This is a genomic window from Vibrio sp. TRT 2004, assembly GCF_050113735.1.
GTDB lineage: Bacteria > Pseudomonadota > Gammaproteobacteria > Enterobacterales > Vibrionaceae > Vibrio.
Genome location: NZ_JBNJOH010000059.1, coordinates 1 through 21,471 on the forward strand (window position 1 = coordinate 1; position 21,471 = coordinate 21,471).

24 protein-coding genes and 6 tRNA genes are annotated in these 21,471 nt (G+C 45.2%); 25 read left to right on the top strand and 5 right to left on the bottom strand.

Going from position 1 to position 21,471, the window contains the following annotated elements:
• A partial coding sequence (locus ACQEXR_RS17850) for a hypothetical protein (protein WP_427020867.1) occupies positions 1 to 104 on the bottom strand: 104 nt, incomplete at its 3' end.
• 319 nt (positions 105 to 423) lie between these two features.
• On the opposite strand from ACQEXR_RS17850, the gene metK reads away from it, so the two are divergent.
• The 8 genes from metK to ruvX all read left to right on the top strand — a co-directional run bounded on the left by metK (position 424) and on the right by ruvX (position 6,861).
• A complete protein-coding gene (gene metK, locus ACQEXR_RS17855; RefSeq protein WP_269378563.1) occupies positions 424 to 1,578 on the top strand; it encodes a methionine adenosyltransferase in 1,155 nt (384 codons plus the stop codon).
• A gap of 274 nt (positions 1,579 to 1,852) precedes the next feature.
• The gene (locus ACQEXR_RS17860) at positions 1,853 to 2,650 is read left to right on the top strand and encodes a DUF2189 domain-containing protein (protein ID WP_331418051.1); all 798 of its coding nucleotides are present in this window, start codon (positions 1,853 to 1,855) and stop codon (positions 2,648 to 2,650) included.
• 69 nt (positions 2,651 to 2,719) lie between these two features.
• Entirely contained in the window at positions 2,720 to 3,217 is a 498-nt protein-coding gene (locus ACQEXR_RS17865; protein WP_331418050.1) for a SprT family zinc-dependent metalloprotease, read from the top strand.
• A gap of 79 nt (positions 3,218 to 3,296) precedes the next feature.
• Positions 3,297 to 3,998, top strand: a complete 702-nt coding sequence (endA, locus tag ACQEXR_RS17870; protein WP_427020862.1) for a deoxyribonuclease I — start codon at positions 3,297 to 3,299, stop codon at positions 3,996 to 3,998.
• A 115-nt stretch (positions 3,999 to 4,113) separates the two neighbouring features.
• Complete coding sequence (rsmE, locus tag ACQEXR_RS17875; protein ID WP_331418053.1) at positions 4,114 to 4,845, top strand: 16S rRNA (uracil(1498)-N(3))-methyltransferase; 732 nt, start codon at positions 4,114 to 4,116, stop codon at positions 4,843 to 4,845.
• Positions 4,846 to 4,858: 13 nt separating this feature from the next.
• A complete protein-coding gene (gene gshB, locus ACQEXR_RS17880) occupies positions 4,859 to 5,806 on the top strand; it encodes a glutathione synthase (RefSeq protein WP_331418048.1) in 948 nt (315 codons plus the stop codon).
• Between the two features lie 48 nt (positions 5,807 to 5,854).
• Positions 5,855 to 6,418: a YqgE/AlgH family protein gene (locus ACQEXR_RS17885; protein WP_427020863.1), complete on the top strand. Its 564-nt coding sequence runs from the start codon at positions 5,855 to 5,857 to the stop codon at positions 6,416 to 6,418.
• A gap of 20 nt (positions 6,419 to 6,438) precedes the next feature.
• Positions 6,439 to 6,861 (top strand): Holliday junction resolvase RuvX, encoded by a 423-nt coding sequence (gene ruvX, locus ACQEXR_RS17890; protein WP_138970671.1) that lies wholly within the window; start codon positions 6,439 to 6,441, stop codon positions 6,859 to 6,861.
• A gap of 21 nt (positions 6,862 to 6,882) precedes the next feature.
• Here ruvX and ACQEXR_RS17895 read toward each other — a convergent pair whose 3' ends face one another.
• Both ACQEXR_RS17895 and ACQEXR_RS17900 read right to left on the bottom strand, forming a co-directional pair.
• Entirely contained in the window at positions 6,883 to 7,989 is a 1,107-nt protein-coding gene (locus tag ACQEXR_RS17895; protein WP_138970670.1) for a PilT/PilU family type 4a pilus ATPase, read from the bottom strand.
• A gap of 15 nt (positions 7,990 to 8,004) precedes the next feature.
• Positions 8,005 to 9,042 carry a type IV pilus twitching motility protein PilT gene (locus tag ACQEXR_RS17900; RefSeq protein ID WP_138970669.1) on the bottom strand — a complete coding sequence of 346 codons (1,038 nt, stop codon included), beginning with the start codon at positions 9,040 to 9,042 and terminating at the stop codon, positions 8,005 to 8,007.
• A 25-nt stretch (positions 9,043 to 9,067) separates the two neighbouring features.
• Between ACQEXR_RS17900 and ACQEXR_RS17905 the strand changes: the two genes are divergently transcribed.
• Genes ACQEXR_RS17905 through hemW form a run of 7 tightly spaced genes read left to right on the top strand, consistent with a single transcriptional unit; the run spans position 9,068 to position 13,840 of the window.
• Positions 9,068 to 9,784 (top strand): YggS family pyridoxal phosphate-dependent enzyme, encoded by a 717-nt coding sequence (locus ACQEXR_RS17905; RefSeq protein WP_138970668.1) that lies wholly within the window; start codon positions 9,068 to 9,070, stop codon positions 9,782 to 9,784.
• A gap of 24 nt (positions 9,785 to 9,808) precedes the next feature.
• Positions 9,809 to 10,627, top strand: coding sequence for a pyrroline-5-carboxylate reductase (proC, locus tag ACQEXR_RS17910; protein ID WP_427020864.1), 819 nt, complete (start codon positions 9,809 to 9,811; stop codon positions 10,625 to 10,627).
• A 38-nt stretch (positions 10,628 to 10,665) separates the two neighbouring features.
• Positions 10,666 to 11,223, top strand: a complete 558-nt coding sequence (locus ACQEXR_RS17915) for a YggT family protein (RefSeq protein WP_138970666.1) — start codon at positions 10,666 to 10,668, stop codon at positions 11,221 to 11,223.
• A complete protein-coding gene (yggU, locus tag ACQEXR_RS17920) occupies positions 11,223 to 11,513 on the top strand; it encodes a DUF167 family protein YggU (RefSeq protein ID WP_138970665.1) in 291 nt (96 codons plus the stop codon). Before ACQEXR_RS17915 ends, yggU begins: the two co-directional genes overlap by 1 nt.
• A 51-nt stretch (positions 11,514 to 11,564) precedes the next feature.
• Entirely contained in the window at positions 11,565 to 11,996 is a 432-nt protein-coding gene (locus tag ACQEXR_RS17925) for a DUF4426 domain-containing protein (protein ID WP_427020865.1), read from the top strand.
• 44 nt (positions 11,997 to 12,040) lie between these two features.
• The gene (locus ACQEXR_RS17930; RefSeq protein WP_331418042.1) at positions 12,041 to 12,640 is read left to right on the top strand and encodes an XTP/dITP diphosphatase; all 600 of its coding nucleotides are present in this window, start codon (positions 12,041 to 12,043) and stop codon (positions 12,638 to 12,640) included.
• A 24-nt stretch (positions 12,641 to 12,664) separates the two neighbouring features.
• On the top strand, positions 12,665 to 13,840 hold the full coding sequence (hemW, locus tag ACQEXR_RS17935) for a radical SAM family heme chaperone HemW (protein WP_138971442.1): 1,176 nt from the start codon (positions 12,665 to 12,667) through the stop codon (positions 13,838 to 13,840).
• Between the two features lie 246 nt (positions 13,841 to 14,086).
• On the opposite strand, the gene glsB is transcribed toward hemW, so the two are convergent.
• A complete protein-coding gene (glsB, locus tag ACQEXR_RS17940) occupies positions 14,087 to 15,007 on the bottom strand; it encodes a glutaminase B (RefSeq protein ID WP_427020866.1) in 921 nt (306 codons plus the stop codon).
• Positions 15,008 to 15,141: 134 nt separating this feature from the next.
• The gene (gene trmB, locus ACQEXR_RS17945) at positions 15,142 to 15,861 is read right to left on the bottom strand and encodes a tRNA (guanosine(46)-N7)-methyltransferase TrmB (RefSeq protein ID WP_269378546.1); all 720 of its coding nucleotides are present in this window, start codon (positions 15,859 to 15,861) and stop codon (positions 15,142 to 15,144) included.
• 170 nt (positions 15,862 to 16,031) lie between these two features.
• Here trmB and mutY point away from each other — a divergent pair, with 170 nt between their 5' ends.
• The 10 genes from mutY (at position 16,032) to ACQEXR_RS17995 (ending at position 21,471) form a co-directional block, all read left to right on the top strand.
• A complete protein-coding gene (gene mutY / locus ACQEXR_RS17950) occupies positions 16,032 to 17,087 on the top strand; it encodes an A/G-specific adenine glycosylase (RefSeq protein WP_138971438.1) in 1,056 nt (351 codons plus the stop codon).
• Between the two features lie 20 nt (positions 17,088 to 17,107).
• A complete protein-coding gene (locus ACQEXR_RS17955) occupies positions 17,108 to 17,380 on the top strand; it encodes an oxidative damage protection protein (RefSeq protein ID WP_138971437.1) in 273 nt (90 codons plus the stop codon).
• A 70-nt stretch (positions 17,381 to 17,450) separates the two neighbouring features.
• The gene (gene mltC / locus ACQEXR_RS17960) at positions 17,451 to 18,587 is read left to right on the top strand and encodes a membrane-bound lytic murein transglycosylase MltC (RefSeq protein ID WP_331418039.1); all 1,137 of its coding nucleotides are present in this window, start codon (positions 17,451 to 17,453) and stop codon (positions 18,585 to 18,587) included.
• A 103-nt stretch (positions 18,588 to 18,690) separates the two neighbouring features.
• Positions 18,691 to 18,766, top strand: a tRNA-Phe gene (locus tag ACQEXR_RS17965).
• Between the two features lie 65 nt (positions 18,767 to 18,831).
• Positions 18,832 to 18,907 (top strand) — tRNA-Thr (locus ACQEXR_RS17970).
• Positions 18,908 to 18,914: 7 nt separating this feature from the next.
• Positions 18,915 to 18,990 (top strand) — tRNA-Phe (locus tag ACQEXR_RS17975).
• Positions 18,991 to 19,031: 41 nt separating this feature from the next.
• Positions 19,032 to 19,107, top strand: a tRNA-Asn gene (locus tag ACQEXR_RS17980).
• Between the two features lie 300 nt (positions 19,108 to 19,407).
• The gene (locus ACQEXR_RS17985; protein ID WP_138971435.1) at positions 19,408 to 21,033 is read left to right on the top strand and encodes a methyl-accepting chemotaxis protein; all 1,626 of its coding nucleotides are present in this window, start codon (positions 19,408 to 19,410) and stop codon (positions 21,031 to 21,033) included.
• Between the two features lie 221 nt (positions 21,034 to 21,254).
• Positions 21,255 to 21,330: transfer RNA gene (locus tag ACQEXR_RS17990), tRNA-Phe, on the top strand.
• Positions 21,331 to 21,395: 65 nt separating this feature from the next.
• A tRNA-Thr gene (locus tag ACQEXR_RS17995) sits at positions 21,396 to 21,471 on the top strand.

A 21,471-nucleotide genomic window follows, 5' to 3' on the forward strand; every position in this document is an offset into this window, starting at 1 on the left:
TCAGCCATACCCATAGGTGCGCCTGGGTGACCAGAGTTAGCTTGTTGTACACCATCCATGCTTAGAGCGCGGATTGCGTTAGCGAGATGTTGACGAGAAGACATGTCAGCTCCTGAGTGCATTAAGCGAATCATAAATGTAAGTGGGCGACAATTCTCTCAAAGCACTGTTAGCTCTGCAAACGTTTTCCAGCCAGTTTATTCACAAATATTCTATCTTTTGGTCTAACTTCATAGAGGAAGCACGCAATCTTCATATTAGCAACGCAAACGTTTAGTTTTGCTTCTAAGAAAAAAAGAGCTTGTAATTCGAACGGTCAAAACTAAAATAGACGTCTAGATGTAGAAACACCTACAGTTTGTACTAATAATTTTTTGTAGAAGACTTCCCTTCTGCTCAATTAATAATAGAAATGGAGCTCACATGGCTAAGCACCTGTTCACTTCTGAGTCAGTATCAGAAGGCCATCCAGATAAAATTGCAGACCAGATTTCTGATGCAGTCCTTGATGCGATCCTAGAACAAGATCCAAAAGCACGTGTTGCGTGTGAAACTTATGTAAAAACCGGCATGGTAATGGTTGGTGGTGAAATCACGACATCTGCATGGGTAGATATCGAAGAGCTCACTCGCCAAACTGTTCGTGAAATCGGCTACGTTCACTCAGACATGGGCTTTGATGCTAACTCTTGTGCAGTTCTAAATACGATCGGTAAACAGTCACCAGATATCAACCAAGGTGTTGATAAAGCAGATCCTAAAGAGCAAGGTGCGGGTGACCAAGGTATTATGTTCGGTTACGCAACTAACGAAACTGAAATCCTAATGCCAGCACCAATTACTTACTCTCATCGTCTTGTGCAAAAACAAGCTGAAGTACGTAAGAACGGCACTCTACCTTGGTTGCGCCCAGATGCGAAATCTCAGGTTACTTTCCAGTACGATGAAGGCAAAATCGTTGGTATCGATGCGGTTGTTCTTTCTACTCAGCACTGTGACACAATCTCAACTCCAGACCTACGTGAAGCAGTAATGGAAGAGATCATCAAGCCAGTACTACCTACAGAGTGGATCAACAAAGAGACCAAGTTCTTCATCAACCCAACAGGTCGTTTTGTTATCGGTGGTCCTATGGGTGACTGTGGTCTGACTGGTCGTAAGATCATCGTTGATACATACGGCGGCGCAGCGCGTCACGGTGGTGGTGCATTCTCTGGTAAAGATCCATCAAAAGTAGACCGTTCTGCGGCTTACGCAGCTCGTTATGTTGCGAAAAACATCGTAGCGGCAGGTCTTGCTGATCGTTGTGAAATCCAATTGTCTTACGCGATTGGTGTTGCAGATCCAACGTCTATCATGGTTGAAACTTTTGGTACTGAAAAAGTTTCTCAAGAAATCATCATTGAAGCAGTTCGTCAGCACTTCGACCTACGCCCATACGGTCTACAAGAAATGCTTAACCTACTTCAACCAATCTATAAGAAGACGGCTGCATACGGTCACTTCGGTCGTGAAGAGTTCCCTTGGGAAGCGACTGACAAAGCAGCAATTCTACGTGAGTTCGCTGGATTAAAGTAATTTAGTGACAATCACTTAGCTGATACATCGAGGCCTCTGGACAACCAGAGGCCTTTTTTATTACCAATAAAAATCGCTTCTCAACGTTGTATTTTTTTGTCATGGGGTCAATAGTTAAAAATATGTTAACACCTCGAATTCAGTATTGTACTGATGGTTAACATAGACTGATGCGCCGCTTACATCACAGACGTCGGCAAGCCGGGCATCGAGTATCAAACGCTAAATTTGCCAACGAATTTAGTCAACGTAGAGAATCGATCAAGGAGGATGTATGCCTCGTACGGTGAATCCACAGGACTTCAACGATAAACGAAAGGAAGTCTCAGATGCGGAATATGCTCGCACAATCCCTTGCAATCAGGTAAGCATATCTGCCCCATTCCACTGGCTCGCACTCGGTCTACATGACTTCGTCCGAATGCCGCTTATTAGTGCCTTTTATGGCTTATGCTTTATGGCTGCCGCAATCGGTATTGTATTACTTGTGCAATGGCAAGGAACTCACCTTGTCGTCATGCCGAGCTTAGTCGTCTATATGTTAATTGGTCCATTCCTTGCGCTTGGATTGTATGATGCTAGCTGGGAAAGAGAGAGAGGCCATAGCGCCAGTTTGATGCACTCAATGAAAGCCATTGGACGTAACTCAAGTTCACAATGGGCTTTTGCAGTGTTACTCGCGGTTTGTATGATTTTCTGGATGCGTATCGCAGCACTGCTTCATGCTCTTTACCCATCGGTTCAGGGTGCGCCTTTAAGTGAGTTTATGCCATTTCTCGTTATAGGCTCTTTGGTCGGTTTTGTTCTAGCGAGTATCGTCTTTAGTATTTCAGCGTTTTCTATTCCACTAATGATGGAACGCCGAGTCGATATGATGACTGCTGTGTTCACTAGCTTTAATGCCGTCAAATCGAACATTCCCGCGATGATCGTCTGGGCCGCACTGATCTGTGGCGGTATTTTGGTTGGTTTTGCCACTTACGGTATTGGAATGCTCTTTACCATGCCAATTCTTGGTTATGGTACTTGGCATGCCTACCATGAAACGATCAAAAAGAAACATCACCCTTAGGTCGCACTTCATGCTGTTCCGGTATATCATTCGCCCCTGCTTATGGGGCGATTTTTTTGGGAGTGTGGCTTGGACATAGAATTAGAATATCGAGCAAACAAGGTGATTGCGGAATGCATAGATACAGCACAACAAGCCTTTGAGCGCCGTTTCTCCATCCCCAGCCTTAACTTTAAACTCAGAGGAAAAGCTGCCGGTAAAGCATTTCTACAGCTCAATGAAATTCGCCTCAATCCAGTCCTTTTTAGAGAGAACAAACACGCCTTCTTTGCAGAAGTCATTCCCCATGAAGTTGCCCACTTAGTCACCTATCAAGTGTATGGGCGAGTCCGTCCTCATGGAAAAGAGTGGCAAGCAGTCATGGAGTCTGTGTTTAAAATACCCGCTCGGACAACACACCGTTTCGAAACTATCTCGGTTCAAGGAAAAACGTTCGAATATCGCTGTCAGTGCTCCTTGTACCCGTTAACGATTCGTCGCCACAATAAGGTTTTGAGACAACAAGCAAGCTATCGCTGTCAGCAGTGCCATCAAACGCTTGCCTACACGGGCAAACAACTTTTCTAAATTCGAAATTTATCAATTATTTAATGCAGAGTTGCGTGTTAGACTCCAGTTTCTAATGCTTTTCTAACACTTAACTATCATGCAAAAACATCTGCTCATCGCTCTTGCAGCAATGATTTTAAGCCCCCTATCTCAAGCTGCTCCGCCCGCTTCGTTCAGCCAAGCAAAGAAAGAAGCCGTTAAAATTTACGCCGATCACCCAACGAGTTTCTACTGCGGGTGTGACATTGATTGGAAGGGAAAGAAAGGCATCCCTGACTTAGAGTCGTGTGGCTACAAAGTTCGCAAACAGCAACAACGTGCCTCACGTATCGAATGGGAGCATGTTGTGCCTGCCTGGCAATTTGGTCACCAACTCCAATGTTGGCAAAACGGCGGAAGGAAAAATTGTTCCAAGAATGACAAACAGTTTCGTCAGATGGAAGCTGACCTCCACAACCTTACGCCAGCCATAGGAGAGGTGAACGGTGATCGTTCCAATTTCAATTTCAGCCAGTGGAATGGTATCGATGGAGTCACCTATGGCCAATGTGAAATGCAGGTCAATTTCAAGGAACGTAAAGCAATGCCCCCAGATCGTGCCAAAGGCGCCATCGCAAGAACCTATCTCTATATGAGCCAAGAATATGGATTCAATTTGTCCAAGCAGCAACGTAATCTTATGAATGCTTGGAATAAGCAGTTTCCAGTAGACAAGTGGGAGTGTGAACGAGATAGACGCATCGACAAAATTCAAGGCAATCACAATCCGTTTGTTTACGAAGCCTGCCAAGCGCGTTAAATACCTTTAGAGTTTTCAGTAAAGCACTGGAAACTCTGCTTGCCCCTTGTTTTTTCAATGCAAAGCATCCATGTTAGAAGTTAACTCAAAATCTGTTGCCGGAAGTCGAAATACAATGCGAATCCCACGAATTTATCACCCAGAAACCATAACTCAGCTTGGACGTTTGTTACTAAGTGAAGAAGCAGCTGGTCATATCGGTCGAGTGCTGAGAATGAAGGAAGGTCAGCAAGTGTTGCTGTTTGACGGGAGTGGCGCAGAGTTTCCGGCACTCATCAGTGATGTGAGCAAAAAATCCGTGGAAGTAGACGTCACTGAACGTATTGAGCGTAGCAGTGAATCACCATTAGATCTCCACTTAGGTCAAGTCATCTCTCGTGGTGATAAGATGGAGTTCACCATTCAAAAGTCTGTTGAGCTAGGTGTGAACACCATTACTCCCCTAATCTCTGAGCGCTGTGGCGTGAAACTCGATCAAAAACGCTTTGAGAAGAAACTCGCTCAATGGCAAAAAATAGCAATCAGTGCGTGTGAGCAATGTGGTCGAAATACAGTACCAGAGATTCGCCCTGTCATGCAGCTTGAGGAATGGTGTGGTGAAGAGTATGACGGCTTAAAACTCAACCTACATCCACGCGCCAAGTACTCGATTAATACTTTACCTACGCCTGTAGAAAAAGTGCGTCTACTGATTGGTCCTGAAGGTGGTTTATCCGCTGAAGAAATCGGCATGACGGAAAAGTACAATTTCGAAGAAACGCTGCTCGGCCCACGTGTTTTACGTACTGAGACAGCAGCCCTTACGGCAATTACAGCCTTGCAAGTTCGTTTCGGCGATCTTGGTTAAACGGAGAAAGACAATGATCAAATTAGGTATTGTGATGGACCCTATTTCGTCCATTAACATCAAAAAAGACTCTAGCTTTGCCATGATGCTTGAAGCGCAGCGCCGCGGCTATCAGATCCATTACATGGAAATGAACGATCTTCACCTTGAACAAGGTGTTGCGATCGCAGATACCAAGATCGTAGAACTTAAAGAAGATCCAACAGGTTGGTACGAGTTTAAATCTGAGCAAACCATCGAGTTATCCGAGCTCGATGTCGTTCTCATGCGTAAAGATCCTCCATTTGACACTGAGTACATCTACGCAACCTATATTTTAGAGCGTGCAGAAGAGCAAGGCACCCTGATCGTAAACAAGCCACAAAGCCTACGTGATTGTAACGAAAAACTGTTCACTGCATGGTTCCCAGAACTTACTCCAACCACAATAGTGACTCGAAAAGCAGAAAGAATTAAAGCGTTCCGTGAACAGCATGGCGACGTGATCTTAAAACCTCTAGACGGCATGGGTGGCGCGTCTATCTTCCGCGTCAAAGAGAATGATCCAAACGTATCCGTCATCATTGAAACCTTGACCAACCACGGTCAAAACTACGCAATGGCACAAACATTCGTTCCTGATATCAGCAACGGTGACAAGCGCATCCTAGTCGTAGATGGCGAGCCAATGCCTTATTGTTTGGCACGTATTCCTGCGAAAGGTGAAACACGTGGCAACTTGGCAGCGGGCGGAACAGGTGAAGCGAGACCACTTAGTGAGACAGATAAAAAGATAGCTGAAGCTGTAGCGCCTACACTTAAAGAAAAAGGGCTGATATTTGTTGGCTTAGACGTCATCGGTGACAAGCTAACAGAGATAAACGTAACTAGCCCAACTTGTATTCGTGAAATCGAAGCGGCATTTGATGTGTCGATCACTGGCAAACTCATGGACGCCATTGAACGTCGACTAAACGCCTAAACTGTTAGGGCAACCTATAGGGTTGCCCATATTTAAGTGGGAGTGTTTATGAATTTAACCAACCATTTTTTAGTGGCAATGCCGGGCATGAAAGATCCCTACTTCCAGCGCAGCGTGATTTACGTTTGCGAACACAACGAAGATGGGGCGATGGGTTTAATGATTAATGCTCCTATCGACATCACCATCGGCAAAATGTTAGAGAAAGTCGATGTCGAGTCAGTTCATCCGAAACTCTTAACCGACAGCTTAGACAAGCCTGTACTCAACGGTGGCCCTGTCTCGGAAGATCGTGGTTTTATACTCCACCAGCCTAAAGACGAATATGAATCCAGCATCAAGATGACGGATAAAATCTCCGTCACTACATCTCGTGATATTCTAGGTGTACTCGGGACAGAAGCTGAACCTCACCATTATCTGGTCGCATTAGGCTATTCTGGCTGGGAAGCTGGTCAGCTAGAGATAGAGCTGTCAGAGAACTCATGGTTAACGGTTGAGGCGGATCCCAATGTGATGTTCGATACTCCAATCAATGAACGCTGGCAAAAGGCAGTACAGATGCTTGGTATTGATGTCGCCCAACTTTCTAGTGATATTGGCCACGCGTAACAACAATAACGAAGAGAAACATGTCTAGAACAATTATGGCATTTGACTTTGGCACTAAAAGTATTGGTAGTGCGATAGGACAGGAAATTACGGGTACCGCTTCTCCGTTGAAAGCTTTTAAAGCTAATGATGGAATCCCAAATTGGGATGACATCGAAAAGCAAATCAAAGAGTGGCAACCGGATCTACTAGTGGTGGGTTTGCCTACCGACCTGCATGGCAAAGATCTTGAAACCATTACGCCAAGAGCGAAGAAGTTTGCTAACCGCCTACATGGCCGTTTTGGCTTAGCCGTCGAACTGCATGACGAACGCTTATCAACCATGGAAGCACGCGCAGACTTGTTCGAAATGGGTGGCTACAAAGCACTAAGCAAAGGGAATGTCGACTGCCAGTCAGCGGTCGTCATTCTTGAAAGCTGGTTTGAGGCGCAATACGGGTAGCGAGAAGCGTTCTTCTCCCCCCTAATCCATATCAATCTTAACATTACTCAACGCACTGCCACTTGAACCATTGCCACGCTGCGTTTTAAGCATGATTCTGAGATCATTGGCCGAATCTGCACTATGAAGTGCATCTTCCTCGCTAATTTGATTCTCGGTTACTAACTTATACAGTGCCTGATCAAAGGTTTGCATCCCCACCTCATTCGACTTAGCCATTGTTGCTTTTAACTCATGCAAGTCGCCACGTCGAATAAGATCAGAAACTCTTGGACTATTGAGCAACACTTCAAAGACACCATGACGACCCTGACCGTTTTTATCTCGAATCAGTTGCTGACCAATCACACCACGAAGATTCATCGACAAATCGAACAGGAATTGTTCTTTTTGCTCTTTGGGTACCAAATGTAAAATGCGTTCAAGAGCCTGATTGGCGTTATTGGCATGCAGAGTCGCCATACAGAGATGGCCTGTCTCAGCAAATGTCATTGCGTATTCCATTGTTTCACGCGAACGTATTTCTCCAATCAGAATCATATCAGGAGCCTGACGCAACGAATTCTTCAATGCAACTTCATAGCTTTCTGTATCTAAACCGACTTCACGTTGAGTCACAATGCAGCGCTGATGCTCGTGAACAAACTCAATCGGGTCTTCAACCGTTAAAATATGCCCCGACTGATGAGTATTGCGATAACCAGTCATCGCCGCCATGGTGGTCGATTTACCCGAACCCGTCGCCCCAACGACAAGAACTAGTCCCCTCTTAGCGGTAGCCAGTTCTCTCAATACTTCAGGAAGTTTGAGTTCCTCAAAGGTGGGAATCCTTGTTTCAATTCGGCGAATAACGGCGCCGGGCAGCTCTCGCTGATAGAAAGCCGACACACGGAATCGTCCAAAGTGACGGACGATAGCAAAGTTAGCCTCTTTACTAGCATGAAACTCATGCTGGCGCTCTCTATCCATCATACTTTCAAGCAAGGAACTCACCACCGCATGTGAAAGTTTATCACCTTGGGGACGCAGCTCACCATCCACACGATAAAGAACCGGAGCCCCAACCGTAATATAGAGATCTGACGACTTTTGATCGATCATCTGCTCTAAAAAAACATCAATATCCATACCGTTTCCACTCAATCAGAACATAGACGTTTCAAGTTCTATTTTCTTAGCAACTTCATCTGGCTCAACCAAGCCTTGTGCTATCAACTGTTTGGCATTCTGCTCCATGGTCTGCATCCCATGAGCCGCTCCGGTTTGAATTACAGACAACATCTGTGCGACTTTATCCTCACGAATAAGGTTGCGAATTGCAGGTGTCGCCATCATGATTTCATGGCAAGCTGTACGCCCGCCACCAATACGTTTCAGCAGTTTTTGTGCAATAACCGCTCGCAATGATTCAGAGAGCATTGAGCGCACCATTTCTTTATCGCTACCAGGGAATACATCAATAATGCGGTCAATGGTTTTTGCCGCCGAGCTAGTGTGCAGAGTCCCAAACACCAAATGACCGGTTTCGGCCGCAGTTAGCGCTAAACTGATCGTCTCTTTATCTCGTAACTCCCCGACCAGAATAACATCTGGGTCTTCGCGTAAAGCACTGCGTAAAGCGTTACTAAAATTGTGTGTGTCACGGTGGACTTCACGCTGATTGACTAAGCATTTGTTGTTGCTGTGAACAAATTCAATCGGGTCTTCAATCGTGAGGATATGCTTGTTGTGGTGACGGTTAATGTAGTCCACCATCGCTGCGAGCGTGGTCGATTTTCCAGAGCCCGTTGGCCCAGTCACCAATACCAACCCTTTTTCCATATTGGCAATTTTTTCAAAGATGGGCGGAGTGTCTAACTGTTCTAAGGTCGGAATCGTCATAGGGATGGTACGGAACACCGCTGCACAGCCTCGAGCCTGATTGAACGCATTGACACGAAATCGCCCAACGTCAGGTAACTCGAACGAAAAGTCGACTTCGAGTCGCTCTTCAAACTCGCTTCTTTGAGCGTCGTTCATCACATCAAATATCAATCGATGCACATCCGCATGATTAAAAGCTGGTACGCCAAGCTTTCTTACTTCACCATCTATCCTTACCATTGGAGATACTCCAGCAGAAAGATGTAGATCTGAAGCATTATGCTTTACACTAAAATCCAGTAATTCAGCGATATCCATTTAAAATCCTTAAGTAAAATCTGCTATGACTAGTATTCAACAAAATATTGAACAGATCACCTCACAGATTGAGGTCGCACAACAAAAGTGTGGACGCGGTCGGGACTCAGTGCAACTTCTCGCCGTCAGCAAGACTAAGCCTGTCGAAGCTATCCTTGAAGCTGCTCAAGCTGGGCAAGTCGCATTTGGAGAGAACTACGTCCAAGAGGGGGCAAATAAAGTCGCCCACTTCACTCAGCATCACCCTGAACTGAACTTAGAATGGCACTTTATTGGCCCAATACAGTCCAATAAGTCGCGCCATGTTGCAGAAAGCTTTGACTGGGTACATACCGTCGATAGAACTAAGATAGCTCAACGTCTCAACGATCAGCGTCCAGAAGGCCTCGAGCCGATTCAGGTTCTGATTCAAGTAAATACCAGTGGCGAAGCATCAAAGTCCGGCATTGACGACGATGAAATCTTTGCTCTTGCTGAGTTGATTTCTCAGCTTCCGAACCTCACTTTAAGAGGATTGATGTCAATCCCTGCTAATGTTTCAGACTATGAGTCACAACTGGCGGCATTTACTCAATTAGCAACGCTCAAAGAGAAACTCGCGCATCATTTTCCTGATCAAAACATCGATACCTTGTCGATGGGCATGAGTGGTGATATGGAAGCCGCTATCGAAGCAGGTAGCACCATGGTTCGTATCGGTACCGCTATCTTTGGTGCTCGCGATTACAGTAACAAAGCATAAATTGTTGAAAGGATACAAAGACTAATGGAACACAAGAAGATTGCCTTTATCGGCGCAGGCAATATGGTTAAAGCCATTGTGTCTGGCTTAATCACAGATGGTTACCCAGCAGAACTTATCACAGCAACAGCCCCATCTGAGACACGTCGCTTACCATTAGAGCAAAGTTATGGTATCCAGACCACCAGCGACAATTTCTCAGCGGCACAACAAGCAGAGGTCATTGTACTGTCGGTTAAACCTCAGATGATGGAAGAGGTTTGCCGCCCACTGCAAAGCATCGACTTCTCAGGAAAGTTGGTGATTTCAATTGCGGCTGGTATCCAGTGTTCACGTCTAAACGAAATGCTCGGTTGTCCATTGAATATCGTTCGTGTCATGCCCAACACACCATCACAATTGGGACTAGGAATGAGTGGCCTGTTTGCTCCTGAACACGTAACAGCGCTAGACAAAGCTTTTGCTGCTGAGTTAATGCAAGCGGTAGGCAAAGTGTGTTGGGTTGAGCAAGAATCTGGCATCAATAACGTCATTGCTGCTGCTGGAAGTGCACCTGCATACTTTTTCTTGTTTATGGAAGCCATGCAGGCAGAAGCCATCGCTCAAGGTTTTGATAAAGAGACAGCTCGTCTGCTCGTGCAGCAATCAGCGCTCGGTGCGGCAAGCATGGTCGTTGAAAACCCAGACACAGAACTGTCCATTCTACGTGAAAACGTGACATCCAAAGGGGGAACAACGGCTGAAGCCCTAAGAACATTCAATCAACATCAACTTTCAGATATAGTAGCGAAAGCTATGCAGGCGGCCGTTGCTCGCGCTGAAGAGATGGAAAAACTGTTTTAATTACCAGAGCACAACGCTCTAGAAAATAAGGGTCACCTATGAATTCAATGAGTTTTCTGATTTCCACCCTGTTTGATCTCTACATCATGGTGGTGATCTTACGTATCTGGTTGCAAGCTGCCCGCGCAGACTTCTACAACCCGTTTTCACAATTCATTGTAAAAGCAACTCAGCCTGTTATTGCTCCACTACGTCGAATGATCCCATCTGCGGGCAGCCTAGACTTAGCAACAATTCTGTTCGCCTACCTACTGTGCGTATTGAAATTCGTCGCACTGGTTCTGATCGCTTCGAATGGCTCAGTATCCTTCAGTGCAGACTTCCTATTCCTAGGTCTATTGTCACTGATTAAAGCAGCGGGTGGCCTACTTTTCTGGGTGCTATTAATCCGCGCTATCCTAAGTTGGGTGAGTCAAGGTCGCAGTCCTATCGAATACGTGTTCCATCAGCTTACTGAACCTATGCTCGCACCTATCCGTCGCGTTATCCCAGCGATGGGTGGTTTTGACTTGAGTGTGTTAGTACTTTTTATTGCTCTACAATTCGCTAACTTTCTGATGGGCGACCTTATTGGCCCAATCTGGTATCAGTTATAATGTCACAAGCAGCTTGGTTTGACGGCGAGGATCTGATTCTTCGCCTTTACATCCAACCCAAGGCAAGCAGAGACAAGATCGTTGGGCAACATGGTGAAGAGATCAAGGTAGCAATAACCGCACCTCCGGTGGATGGGAAAGCCAATGCTCACCTGAGCAAGTACCTTGCAAAGCAGTTCAAGGTAGCCAAAGGACTCATCACCATAGAAAAAGGCGAACTTGGCCGACATAAACAAGTCAGGGTCAGTTCTCCAATACAAATACCCAATGAGGTACAAGCCATCATCTGATGGCTTTTTATTTATCACTCGTCAATGAAACGAATTTAAGAAGGAAGCCCAATGAAGAAATGGATCACACTCGCACTCATCAGCTTGTTTGCTGTACCAAGCTGGGCAGGTCAGTTCAAAACCATCAAAGATGTTGAGGTACACTACTCTGCCTTCAACTCTACTTTTTTAACGGCGCAGGTTGCCAGGAATTACAAGCTCAAACGTAACGCCTATTCAGCGATCCTTAACATCAGTGTGTTAGACAATTCGCAAGCAGGAAAACCCGCCATTACCGCTCAAATCAGCGGTACCAGCAAAAACCTGTTAGGCCAGACTCGCCAGCTCAACTTTCGCGAAGTGCAGGAAGGCGACGCTATTTACTACTTAGCGGAGTTTCCTATTTCACAAGAGGAACAACTGACATTCGATTTGGATGTTAATGCTGGCATTAAGGGCACAGGAAGATTAAAGTTCACCCAGAAATTTTACGTAGAAGAGTAATGGCCAAACGGCATGACTCTCGTTCATCAAAGAGACAGAATCCAATGAGCAAGATTGTATTAGCGACAGGTAATCAAGGTAAGGTTCGCGAAATGGCAGACCTACTGTCTGATTTTGGTTTTGAAGTGTTAGCCCAAAGCGAATTCAACGTTTCTGAAGTTGCTGAAACTGGCACCACATTTATCGAGAATGCGATCATCAAGGCGCGCCACGCGGCAAAAGAAACCGGTCTTGCTGCCATTGCTGATGATTCAGGTTTAGAAGTAGACGCCCTCAAAGGTGCCCCTGGTATCTACTCCGCTCGCTATGCTGGCGAAGGTGCAAGTGACCAACAAAACCTTGAGAAGCTGCTCGACGCAATGAAAGAGGTGCCAGAAGAACAGCGCAGTGCTCGTTTCCATTGTGTGCTCGTGTTAATGCGCCATGAAAATGATCCAACTCCTGTCGTTTGTCACGGCAAGTGGGAGGGACGAATTCTCACTGAAGCTCACGGCGAAAATGGCTTCGGTTATGACCCAATCTTTTTCGTACCAGAAGACAACTGCGCTTCTGCTGAGTTAGAACCTGCACGTAAAAAACAGCTTTCACATCGCGGAAAAGCACTCAAACAGTTGTTCGCGACTCTATCTGAACAACCGCTTTAATCACTACTCAGTCAACGATAGACAATGAGCAAACTTATCCCACCAGCACTAAGTCTTTATGTACACATCCCATGGTGTGTACAAAAGTGCCCGTACTGTGATTTTAACTCTCACGCTCTAAAGGCTGAGATCCCAGAAAATGAATACATCGCAGCACTGCTACAAGATTTAGACACAGATATTGAGCGTTACCAGATCAATGATAACCCGCGCCCGCTACACTCGATCTTTATCGGTGGCGGTACTCCTAGTCTGATATCGGCACAAGGTATTGCTGCACTTCTATCAGGAATTGAAGCTCGTATCCCTTTCAAACCCGACATAGAAATCACCATGGAAGCCAACCCTGGCACGATTGAGGCGGAGCGTTTTGCTGGCTATAGAAAAGCGGGAGTAACACGTATCTCCATCGGTGTGCAAAGCTTCGAGCAGCAAAAACTTGAGAAGCTAGGTCGAATTCATGGGAAGGATGAAGCGGTCAATGCCGCTAAGCTGGCTCATCAAATCGGTCTTAGTAGCTTTAACCTCGATCTCATGCACGGATTACCGGATCAGTCTGTCAATCAAGCTCTGGCCGATCTCGATAAAGCGATCGAACTCGATCCTCCTCATTTATCTTGGTACCAGCTAACCATAGAACCTAACACCATGTTCTACTACAAGCAGCCTACCTTGCCCGATGACGATGACTTGTGGGATATTTTTGAGTTGGGACATCAAAAGTTAGCCGAAGCAGGCTACGTTCAGTACGAGATTTCCGGCTACAGTAAACCTGGTTATCAATGCCAGCATAACCTCAACTATTGGCGTTTTGGTGATTATCTTGGTATTGGTTGTGGCTCTCACGGAAAGATAAGCTTTAGTGATGGTCGCATTATTAGAACCACAAAAGTCAAACATCCGCGAGGCTATCTAGCGGCGTATGACAATATGGTCAAACCTTACTTGAGTGACGAAACGGAAGTCAGTGAACAAGATCGCCCCTTCGAATTCTTTATGAATCGATTCCGCCTGATCGAAGCATGTCCGAAACAGGATTTTCTCGACACCACAGGGCTTGGTTTCGAGGCGATTGATGAGACGATTAACTGGGCGATTGGACTAAGCTATCTCACAGAGACAAGCACTCACTGGCAGATAACGGAGAAAGGAAAGTTATTTTTGAATGACTTACTTGAAGCGTTTATGGCAGAAGAGTAAGCGAGAAGCGAGAAGCGAGAAGCGAGAAGCGAGAAGCGAGAAGCGAGAAGCGAGAAGCGACAAAATTTTGAAGGGTTGGCACACAGCACCAACCCTTTCCTTTAAAAATCAGACAATTAAAATTAAATCTTAGCCAGCACTGCCTGCAACTTTCGACTCGCTCACCACAAGCTCCTCTTGAAGGGCGCAGCCCGAACTCGATTCTCGGAGCGAAGCGTTCTAGTATCTCGAAGGACGGAGTCCGTTCTAAAATATCGATCGCCCAATTCTCTCTGCTAACAACTCTAATGCTTTTGTACCAGCTAGGGAGTTACCGGATGGATCTAGCTCAGGCGACCAAACTGCAATGGTCATTTCTCCTGGCACAACTGCCATAATACCGCCTCCTACACCAGACTTACCCGGCATACCGACTCGGTAGGCAAACTCACCCGCACCATCATACAAACCACAGGTAGCCAACAAGGCATTCAACTGCTTAGTTTGAGTTGGCGTAATCACTGGTTTGCCAGTTTGAACTGATGAGCCCTTATTCGCTAGGTAACTGAAGGTTTTGGCCAGATCGACACAGCTCATCTTGAGTGCACAGGCGTGGAAGTAGTTATTGAGCACCGGAATAACATCGTTCTCAAAATTACCAAAAGAACGCATGAGATAAGCGATAGCCGCATTACGGTCACTGTGCATCATCTCAGAGGCGGCTACCACCTTGTCATAACAGATAAGTGTATCGCCTGATAACTGACGAACAAACTCAAGCAAACGCTGGCGAGGTGCAGAGAGACGGCTATTCAGCAAATCCGCGACAACAATTGCGCCCGCATTGATAAAGGGGTTACGTGGTATACCCTGTTCCATTTCCAACTGAATCAGCGAGTTAAATGCCTGACCTGAAGGCTCTTTACCGACTCTTGCCCAAATTTCCTCTGGCTTATATAAGCACATTGCCAAGGTTAAACTCAGCGCTTTAGAGATGGATTGAATTGAGAATGCCTCATCGGCATCCCCCGCTTTAATCACTTCACCTTGATTGGTAAATACAGCAATACCTAGCTTAGACGCAGGCACTTTCGCCAATACGGGAATATAATCAGCGACTTTACCTTGCCCAATAAGAGGGCGTACCTCAGCGAGGATTTCTATTAAGATTTCTTGTGTCGGTTTCATCAGTAACCTTTAAAATCAATTAGTTATTATTATTTTCTTATAGGGTCAAAAAAGCCAACACATCAATGTTGGCTTTTTAAATCTCTTCACGTCAGCGCGATTGGCCGTCTTAACCAGCCAATAACGTTGGACAATTATTTTACGCGTTTGTACTTAATATCCCAAACGCCATGGCCTAAGCGATGACCACGTGCTTCAAATTTTGTTAGCGGGCGCTCATCCGGACGTGGAATATAGTCACCATCTTGAGCGATGTTTTCAAAACCAGGCGCTTGGTTCATCACTTCAATCATATGCTCTGCGTAGTTTTCCCAGTCAGTTGCCATATGGAAAATACCTTCGCCTTCAATCAGCTTTTGACGAACCATTTCAGCGAAATCTAGCTGAACGATACGGCGCTTGTGGTGACGCTTTTTGTGCCACGGATCTGGGAAGAACAGTTGAAGAGTGGCGAGGCTGCTATCTGGAATCATGTTAGCAAACACTTCTACCGCGTCATGACACATAACACGTAGGTTAGTGATACCCGCTTCACGCGCATCTGACAAACAAGCACCAACACCTGGGCTATGTACTTCGATACCGATAAAATTTTTCTCAGGTGCATTTTTCGCCATTTCAACCAGCGATGCCCCCATACCAAAACCAATTTCAAGAACAACAGGGTTGTCGTTACCAAACACCTCTTTCCAATCAAGAAGTTCATTTTGGTAATCTATACCCATTGCTGGCCAACACTCATTCATCGCGTTTTCTTGACCCTTGGTCAGACGACCTTCGCGTCGAACAAAGCTGCGAATTTTGCGTATCAATTTACCGTCTTCGTTGTACTCGTTAGTGGTCACTTCACTCATGATTTTGCCTGTCTAAAAATTGGTCTCGACTCAAAGGGATTGTGATTATCCAAAGAATTGCCACTGGTGCAAGTTTTTTAGCTAATTCCACACAGTTTATCGGTTGTACTTTACCCATAAACTATGGTGCAATTTTGCAAGATTAGATAACAAAATAAACAGAGCAAGTCGTGACCCCTTTCGCCAGCGCCATCCTCGAATGGTATGAAAACTATGGACGTAAGAGCCTACCTTGGCAGCAAAATAAAAGCGCCTATAGCGTTTGGCTGTCTGAAATCATGTTGCAACAGACCCAAGTTGCCACTGTGATCCCCTATTACCAACGTTTTCTGCAACGCTTTCCAACCGTAGTAGATCTCGCGAATGCGGAACAAGATGAAGTCTTACACCTGTGGACAGGACTTGGTTACTACGCCAGAGCACGAAACCTCCATAAAGCGGCAAAAGTCGTTACCGAGCAATATGGTGGAGAGTTCCCACTAAACATTGAAGAGATGAACGCATTACCTGGAATTGGACGCTCCACTGCTGCCGCCATACTCTCTTCCGTTTACAAGCAACCACACGCTATTTTGGATGGTAATGTTAAGCGAACTTTAGCTCGGAGCTTTGCGGTAGAAGGATGGCCGGGACAGAAAAATGTTGAGAATCAATTGTGGCAATATGCAGAACAACACACCCCCTCAGTTGATGTCGACAAATACAACCAAGCGATGATGGATATGGGGGCGATGGTCTGTACACGCAGTAAGCCAAAATGTACCCTCTGCCCTATCGAGTCTTTCTGCCTTGCCAACAAACAGGGTAATCCACTCGACTATCCAGGTAAGAAGCCTAAAAAAGAGAAACCGTTTAAGGAAACGTGGTTTGTCATGCTACACCACAACAATCATGTGTGGCTGGAACAACGCCCTCAATCTGGAATTTGGGGTGGGTTGTTCTGTTTTCCTGAAGCTGAAGATGACAATATCGTCCATCAGCTTGATATACGTAATGTTACTGAGGATACAATCAAAGACCAGACTCAGTTGATCGCATTCCGCCATACTTTTAGCCATTATCATCTCGATATCACACCAATTTTGGTAGACCTATCAAAGCAACCCAATGTGGTAATGGAAGGAAGCAAAGGTCTTTGGTATAACTTATCGCAACCTGAAGAGATCGGTTTAGCCGCGCCAGTTAAGCAATTACTGGAAAGCTTGCCTTTTGAACTTCAAAGTTAATCATATTTTAAGGAGTCGTTATGAGCCGCACTGTATTTTGTGCTCGACTACAAAAAGAAGCTGATGGTCTTGATTTTCAGCTTTATCCGGGTGAACTAGGAAAGCGTATTTTTGATAATATTTCTAAAGAAGCTTGGGCACAGTGGCAACACAAACAGACCATGCTGATCAATGAAAAAAAACTCAATATGATGGATCCTGAACACCGTAAGTTAATCGAAACTGAAATGGTTAACTTCCTGTTTGAAGGTAAAGAAGTCCATATTGAAGGCTACACTCCGCCTAGCGAGTAACCCTAGCCTGAATTGAGATACGGAAAAATGACATCATTGCCAGCAGTGATGTCATTTTTTTAGGAGATATATGAAGAAGTTAGCGTATTTTTTTCTCGCGATGTCATTAACAGGTTGCAGCCGAGAGTTTGTTGAAAACCTGTATGATGTGAACTATGAACCGACGAACCGTTTTGCCAAAAATCTCGCTCAGCTGCCCGGTCAGTTTGAAAAAGACACAGCGGCACTTGATGCACTGATCAACAGCTTTTCGGGCAACATCGAAAAGCGTTGGGGACGCAACGAAATTAAATTTGCGGGCAAAAGTAACTACGTAAAATACATAGATAACTATCTTAGTCGTTCAGAAGTAAACTTCGATAAAGGCTTGATTACTATCGAAACCGTCTCTCCTACGGATCCTAAGGCACATCTAAAAAATGCCATCATCACGACTTTGCTGACACCAGATGATCCCTCAAACGTCGACCTTTTTTCCTCTAAAGAAATCACTTTGGAAGGCCAACCATTTCTTTATCAACAAGTTGTTGACCAAGATAACAAGCCTATTCAGTGGTCATGGCGTGCTAATCGATTCGCAGATTATCTGATCGCCAACAAGCTGAAAGTCAAAGACGTAGATTTTAAGAAAGCCTATTACGTCGAAATTCCGATGGTAGCGGAACAGTTTGAAATTCGTAGCTACAAATATGCAGACATCGTTCAACGAGCATCCCGCAAGTACGACATACCTGAAGACCTAATTTACGCCATCATCAAAACAGAAAGTAGCTTCAACCCCTATGCCGTAAGCTGGGCAAACGCTTATGGTTTAATGCAAGTCGTACCAAAAACAGCAGGGCGAGACGTATTTAAGTTAGTCAAAAAACGCTCAGGAGAGCCGACACCCGAGTACTTGTTTAACCCAGAAAACAATATTGATACTGGGACTGCCTACTTCTACATCCTGAAAAATCGTTACTTGAAAGACGTGAACCATCCAACTTCGTTGGAGTACAGCATGATTTCAGCGTACAACGGTGGTACTGGTGGTGTATTGAACACTTTCAACCGTAATGACCGCAAACGTGCGATGAACGACCTCAACTCATTGCAACCCAATCAGGTTTATTGGGCGCTGACGAAAAAGCACCCTAACGCCGAAGCACGTCGTTACTTAGAAAAAGTTACCAAATTCAAAAAGGATTTTAACTCAGGTAAAACATAATCATTAAAAACGGCTAAATAATCGGCACTTAACCACTTTTTTGAATTTTTTTCTAAAAACAAGTTGACGGCAAGAGCGAAAATCCGTTTAATAGCGCTCCGTCGCCCGGATAGCTCAGTCGGTAGAGCAGAGGATTGAAAATCCTCGTGTCGGTGGTTCGATTCCGCCTCCGGGCACCACAATTTGATTTGTTGGTGTCTTAACGAAAGTGACAACACGAACAAAAGCATAAAGAATACAGTGTGCCGACTTAGCTCAGTAGGTAGAGCAACTGACTTGTAATCAGTAGGTCACCAGTTCGATTCCGGTAGTCGGCACCATTCTTTTGCCTCGATAGCTCAGTCGGTAGAGCAGAGGATTGAAAATCCTCGTGTCGGTGGTTCGATTCCGCCTCGAGGCACCATTATTTGGTGTACTTACGAAGTAAGACACAAACAGAATAGTTCCTCCTTAGCTCAGTTGGTAGAGCGACGGACTGTTAATCCGCAGGTCGCTGGTTCGAGCCCAGCAGGAGGAGCCACTTTAAGAAGCCAAGTCGAAAGACTTGGCTTTTTTCATTTCTAGCGCGCCAACTTCTATTTCCACGCTATACCTCACCCACGCTATCCGGTTACTGCAACCAAATCTTTAACTTGTTCTCACTTGCCACATTTGAATACACCAGAGTTATCAATTTTAGTGACTTTTTTTTAGGTACGAAATATATTCGACCCCCTAGCAGATAAATATTTAATCTGTTCTACAATAAGATGACAAGACAAATAAACTACACCTAATTGTCCCTTTTAAATTTCAGAATGATCAATTTGTGAGCAATTATATGAAACTAAAGACACAAGCTTATTTATTATCAGGAATTATCCTGATTGCTCTACTCGCTTTAACGGCTACTGGGTTATGGACTCTGCGTGTTGCCAGCAACTTTGATAACAAGCAACGAGTTACTGAGCTATTTAAAAGTGCCTACAGCATACTAAGCGAAGTGGAGAAAATGGTCGTTGACGGCACATTAGAAGAGCAGCAAGCCAAAGCCATTGCCACTCGCCTATTGAGAAACAATATCTACAAAGATAATGAATACGTTTATGTCGCCGATGAAAATATGACGTTTGTAGCAACACCATTAGACCCTCAGCTACATGGTACCAGCTTCCATGATTTCAAAGATGGTAACGGCAATAGTGTCGGACAACTTATTCAAGACGTTTTAGGTCGTAAAACAGGCCAGATCGTTGAATACACTTGGACGCAAAAACAAGCCGATGGCAGCATTGAAAGTAAACTTTCTATTGCACAAAAGACCCCTAAATGGGGATGGGTTGTTGGCACAGGGATAGGTTTCAATGAGGTCAACGCTCGATTCTGGGCAACGGCACAATGGCAGTTAGTTCTCTGTTTGATCATTGCGGGGGCTATTTTAGCCGTATTGGTGTTCTCAATTCGTCGTATGCTCACGCTATTAGGCGGTGAACCTCAAGAAGTACGTAAAGCCGTGCAAGAAGTCGCCAATGGTACCATTCAAACGTCGTTCGCTTCTAAGGCCGCTCCAGGAAGTATCTACGAAGCAGTTCAGCAAATGAGTCAGTCACTAGCGCAATTGGTCAGCAACCTAGACGGATCTATGCATGCGCTTCGCAATGAGCTAGCGAACGTAGAAAGCCGTTCTGCGACCATCGCTCAATTAACCGATTCTCAGCAACAATCGACCGCCATGATTGCAACAGCAATGACTGAAATGGCCTCTTCGGCAAACAACGTTGCTGACTCGGCAAGTGATACAGCGCGTAATACTGAAGAGGCAGATAAACAAAGCCAGCATACTCAACAACTGATTCACAACACCGTAGATAACATCCAAGGCTTAGCTAGCCAGTTGGGTACCGCGAGCAAAGCAGTCGCTGATTTAGACAGCGACGTTAATAATATTGTTAAAGTCTTAGATGTAATCGGTGATATTGCAGAACAAACAAACTTGCTGGCACTGAACGCAGCCATTGAAGCGGCACGAGCGGGTGAACAAGGCCGAGGCTTTGCAGTCGTTGCCGATGAGGTACGTAACTTAGCAGGACGAACTCAAGACAGTACCAAAGAGATCCAACTGATGATTAATAACCTTCAGCAAGGCTCGCGAAATGCCATTAGCACCATGGAAGTCTGTGCGGAAACCAGTGAAAGCACCGTTGAAGAATCTCAAAATGCCTCTGCGGCTTTGCAACAGATCGTTGTCGCTCTGGAGTCTATTACCGAAATGAGTCATCAAATTGCAACTGCCGCGGCAGAACAGACCCAAGTGAGTGACGATATTTCTCAACGTATCAATATGATTGAAGATAGCGGCAATCAGCTAAGTAGCGTAGTGACAGAGAGTCACAACAGCACACAAAGCCTAGCTCAATTAGCCAATGAACTAGAAAATTGGGTAAGTAAGTTTACTGTTAAGCACTAAAAACCGTTGGAGCAACAAAAAGCACGCCTCTTCGCGTGCTTTTTTGTTCTTTACCCCTCACTATTCCGGTCGATTTTTACGATAACGCCTTTTGCTCTCTATACATTTCTTATCCAAAATGGATAAAAACAGCCCATTAAGTATAGAAAAACAACAAACGATATTTTTTTTGCATTTTCATGTTGACCTAAAGCACGAAAAGCATTTTAATACACCTCGTCGCCCGGATAGCTCAGTCGGTAGAGCAGAGGATTGAAAATCCTCGTGTCGGTGGTTCGATTCCGCCTCCGGGCACCACAATTTGATTTGTTGGTGTCTTAACGAAAGTGACAACACGAACAAAAGCATAAAGAATACAGTGTGCCGACTTAGCTCAGTAGGTAGAGCAACTGACTTGTAATCAGTAGGTCACCAGTTCGATTCCGGTAGTCGGCACCA

Excerpts from the sequence above, each read along its gene's own strand:
- metK (WP_269378563.1), top strand. The coding sequence starts at position 424 with ATGGCTAAGCACCTGTTCACTTCTGAGTCAGTATCAGAAGGCCATCCA.
- ACQEXR_RS17860 (WP_331418051.1), top strand. The coding sequence starts at position 1,853 with ATGCCTCGTACGGTGAATCCACAGGACTTCAACGATAAACGAAAGGAA.
- endA (WP_427020862.1), top strand. The coding sequence starts at position 3,297 with ATGCAAAAACATCTGCTCATCGCTCTTGCAGCAATGATTTTAAGCCCC.
- rsmE (WP_331418053.1), top strand. The coding sequence starts at position 4,114 with ATGCGAATCCCACGAATTTATCACCCAGAAACCATAACTCAGCTTGGA.
- gshB (WP_331418048.1), top strand. The coding sequence starts at position 4,859 with ATGATCAAATTAGGTATTGTGATGGACCCTATTTCGTCCATTAACATC.
- ACQEXR_RS17885 (WP_427020863.1), top strand. The coding sequence starts at position 5,855 with ATGAATTTAACCAACCATTTTTTAGTGGCAATGCCGGGCATGAAAGAT.
- ruvX (WP_138970671.1), top strand. The coding sequence starts at position 6,439 with ATGTCTAGAACAATTATGGCATTTGACTTTGGCACTAAAAGTATTGGT.
- ACQEXR_RS17895 (WP_138970670.1), bottom strand. The coding sequence starts at position 7,989 with ATGGATATTGATGTTTTTTTAGAGCAGATGATCGATCAAAAGTCGTCA.
- ACQEXR_RS17900 (WP_138970669.1), bottom strand. The coding sequence starts at position 9,042 with ATGGATATCGCTGAATTACTGGATTTTAGTGTAAAGCATAATGCTTCA.
- ACQEXR_RS17905 (WP_138970668.1), top strand. The coding sequence starts at position 9,068 with ATGACTAGTATTCAACAAAATATTGAACAGATCACCTCACAGATTGAG.
- proC (WP_427020864.1), top strand. The coding sequence starts at position 9,809 with ATGGAACACAAGAAGATTGCCTTTATCGGCGCAGGCAATATGGTTAAA.
- ACQEXR_RS17915 (WP_138970666.1), top strand. The coding sequence starts at position 10,666 with ATGAATTCAATGAGTTTTCTGATTTCCACCCTGTTTGATCTCTACATC.
- yggU (WP_138970665.1), top strand. The coding sequence starts at position 11,223 with ATGTCACAAGCAGCTTGGTTTGACGGCGAGGATCTGATTCTTCGCCTT.
- ACQEXR_RS17925 (WP_427020865.1), top strand. The coding sequence starts at position 11,565 with ATGAAGAAATGGATCACACTCGCACTCATCAGCTTGTTTGCTGTACCA.
- ACQEXR_RS17930 (WP_331418042.1), top strand. The coding sequence starts at position 12,041 with ATGAGCAAGATTGTATTAGCGACAGGTAATCAAGGTAAGGTTCGCGAA.
- hemW (WP_138971442.1), top strand. The coding sequence starts at position 12,665 with ATGAGCAAACTTATCCCACCAGCACTAAGTCTTTATGTACACATCCCA.
- glsB (WP_427020866.1), bottom strand. The coding sequence starts at position 15,007 with ATGAAACCGACACAAGAAATCTTAATAGAAATCCTCGCTGAGGTACGC.
- trmB (WP_269378546.1), bottom strand. The coding sequence starts at position 15,861 with ATGAGTGAAGTGACCACTAACGAGTACAACGAAGACGGTAAATTGATA.
- ACQEXR_RS17955 (WP_138971437.1), top strand. The coding sequence starts at position 17,108 with ATGAGCCGCACTGTATTTTGTGCTCGACTACAAAAAGAAGCTGATGGT.
- mltC (WP_331418039.1), top strand. The coding sequence starts at position 17,451 with ATGAAGAAGTTAGCGTATTTTTTTCTCGCGATGTCATTAACAGGTTGC.
- ACQEXR_RS17985 (WP_138971435.1), top strand. The coding sequence starts at position 19,408 with ATGAAACTAAAGACACAAGCTTATTTATTATCAGGAATTATCCTGATT.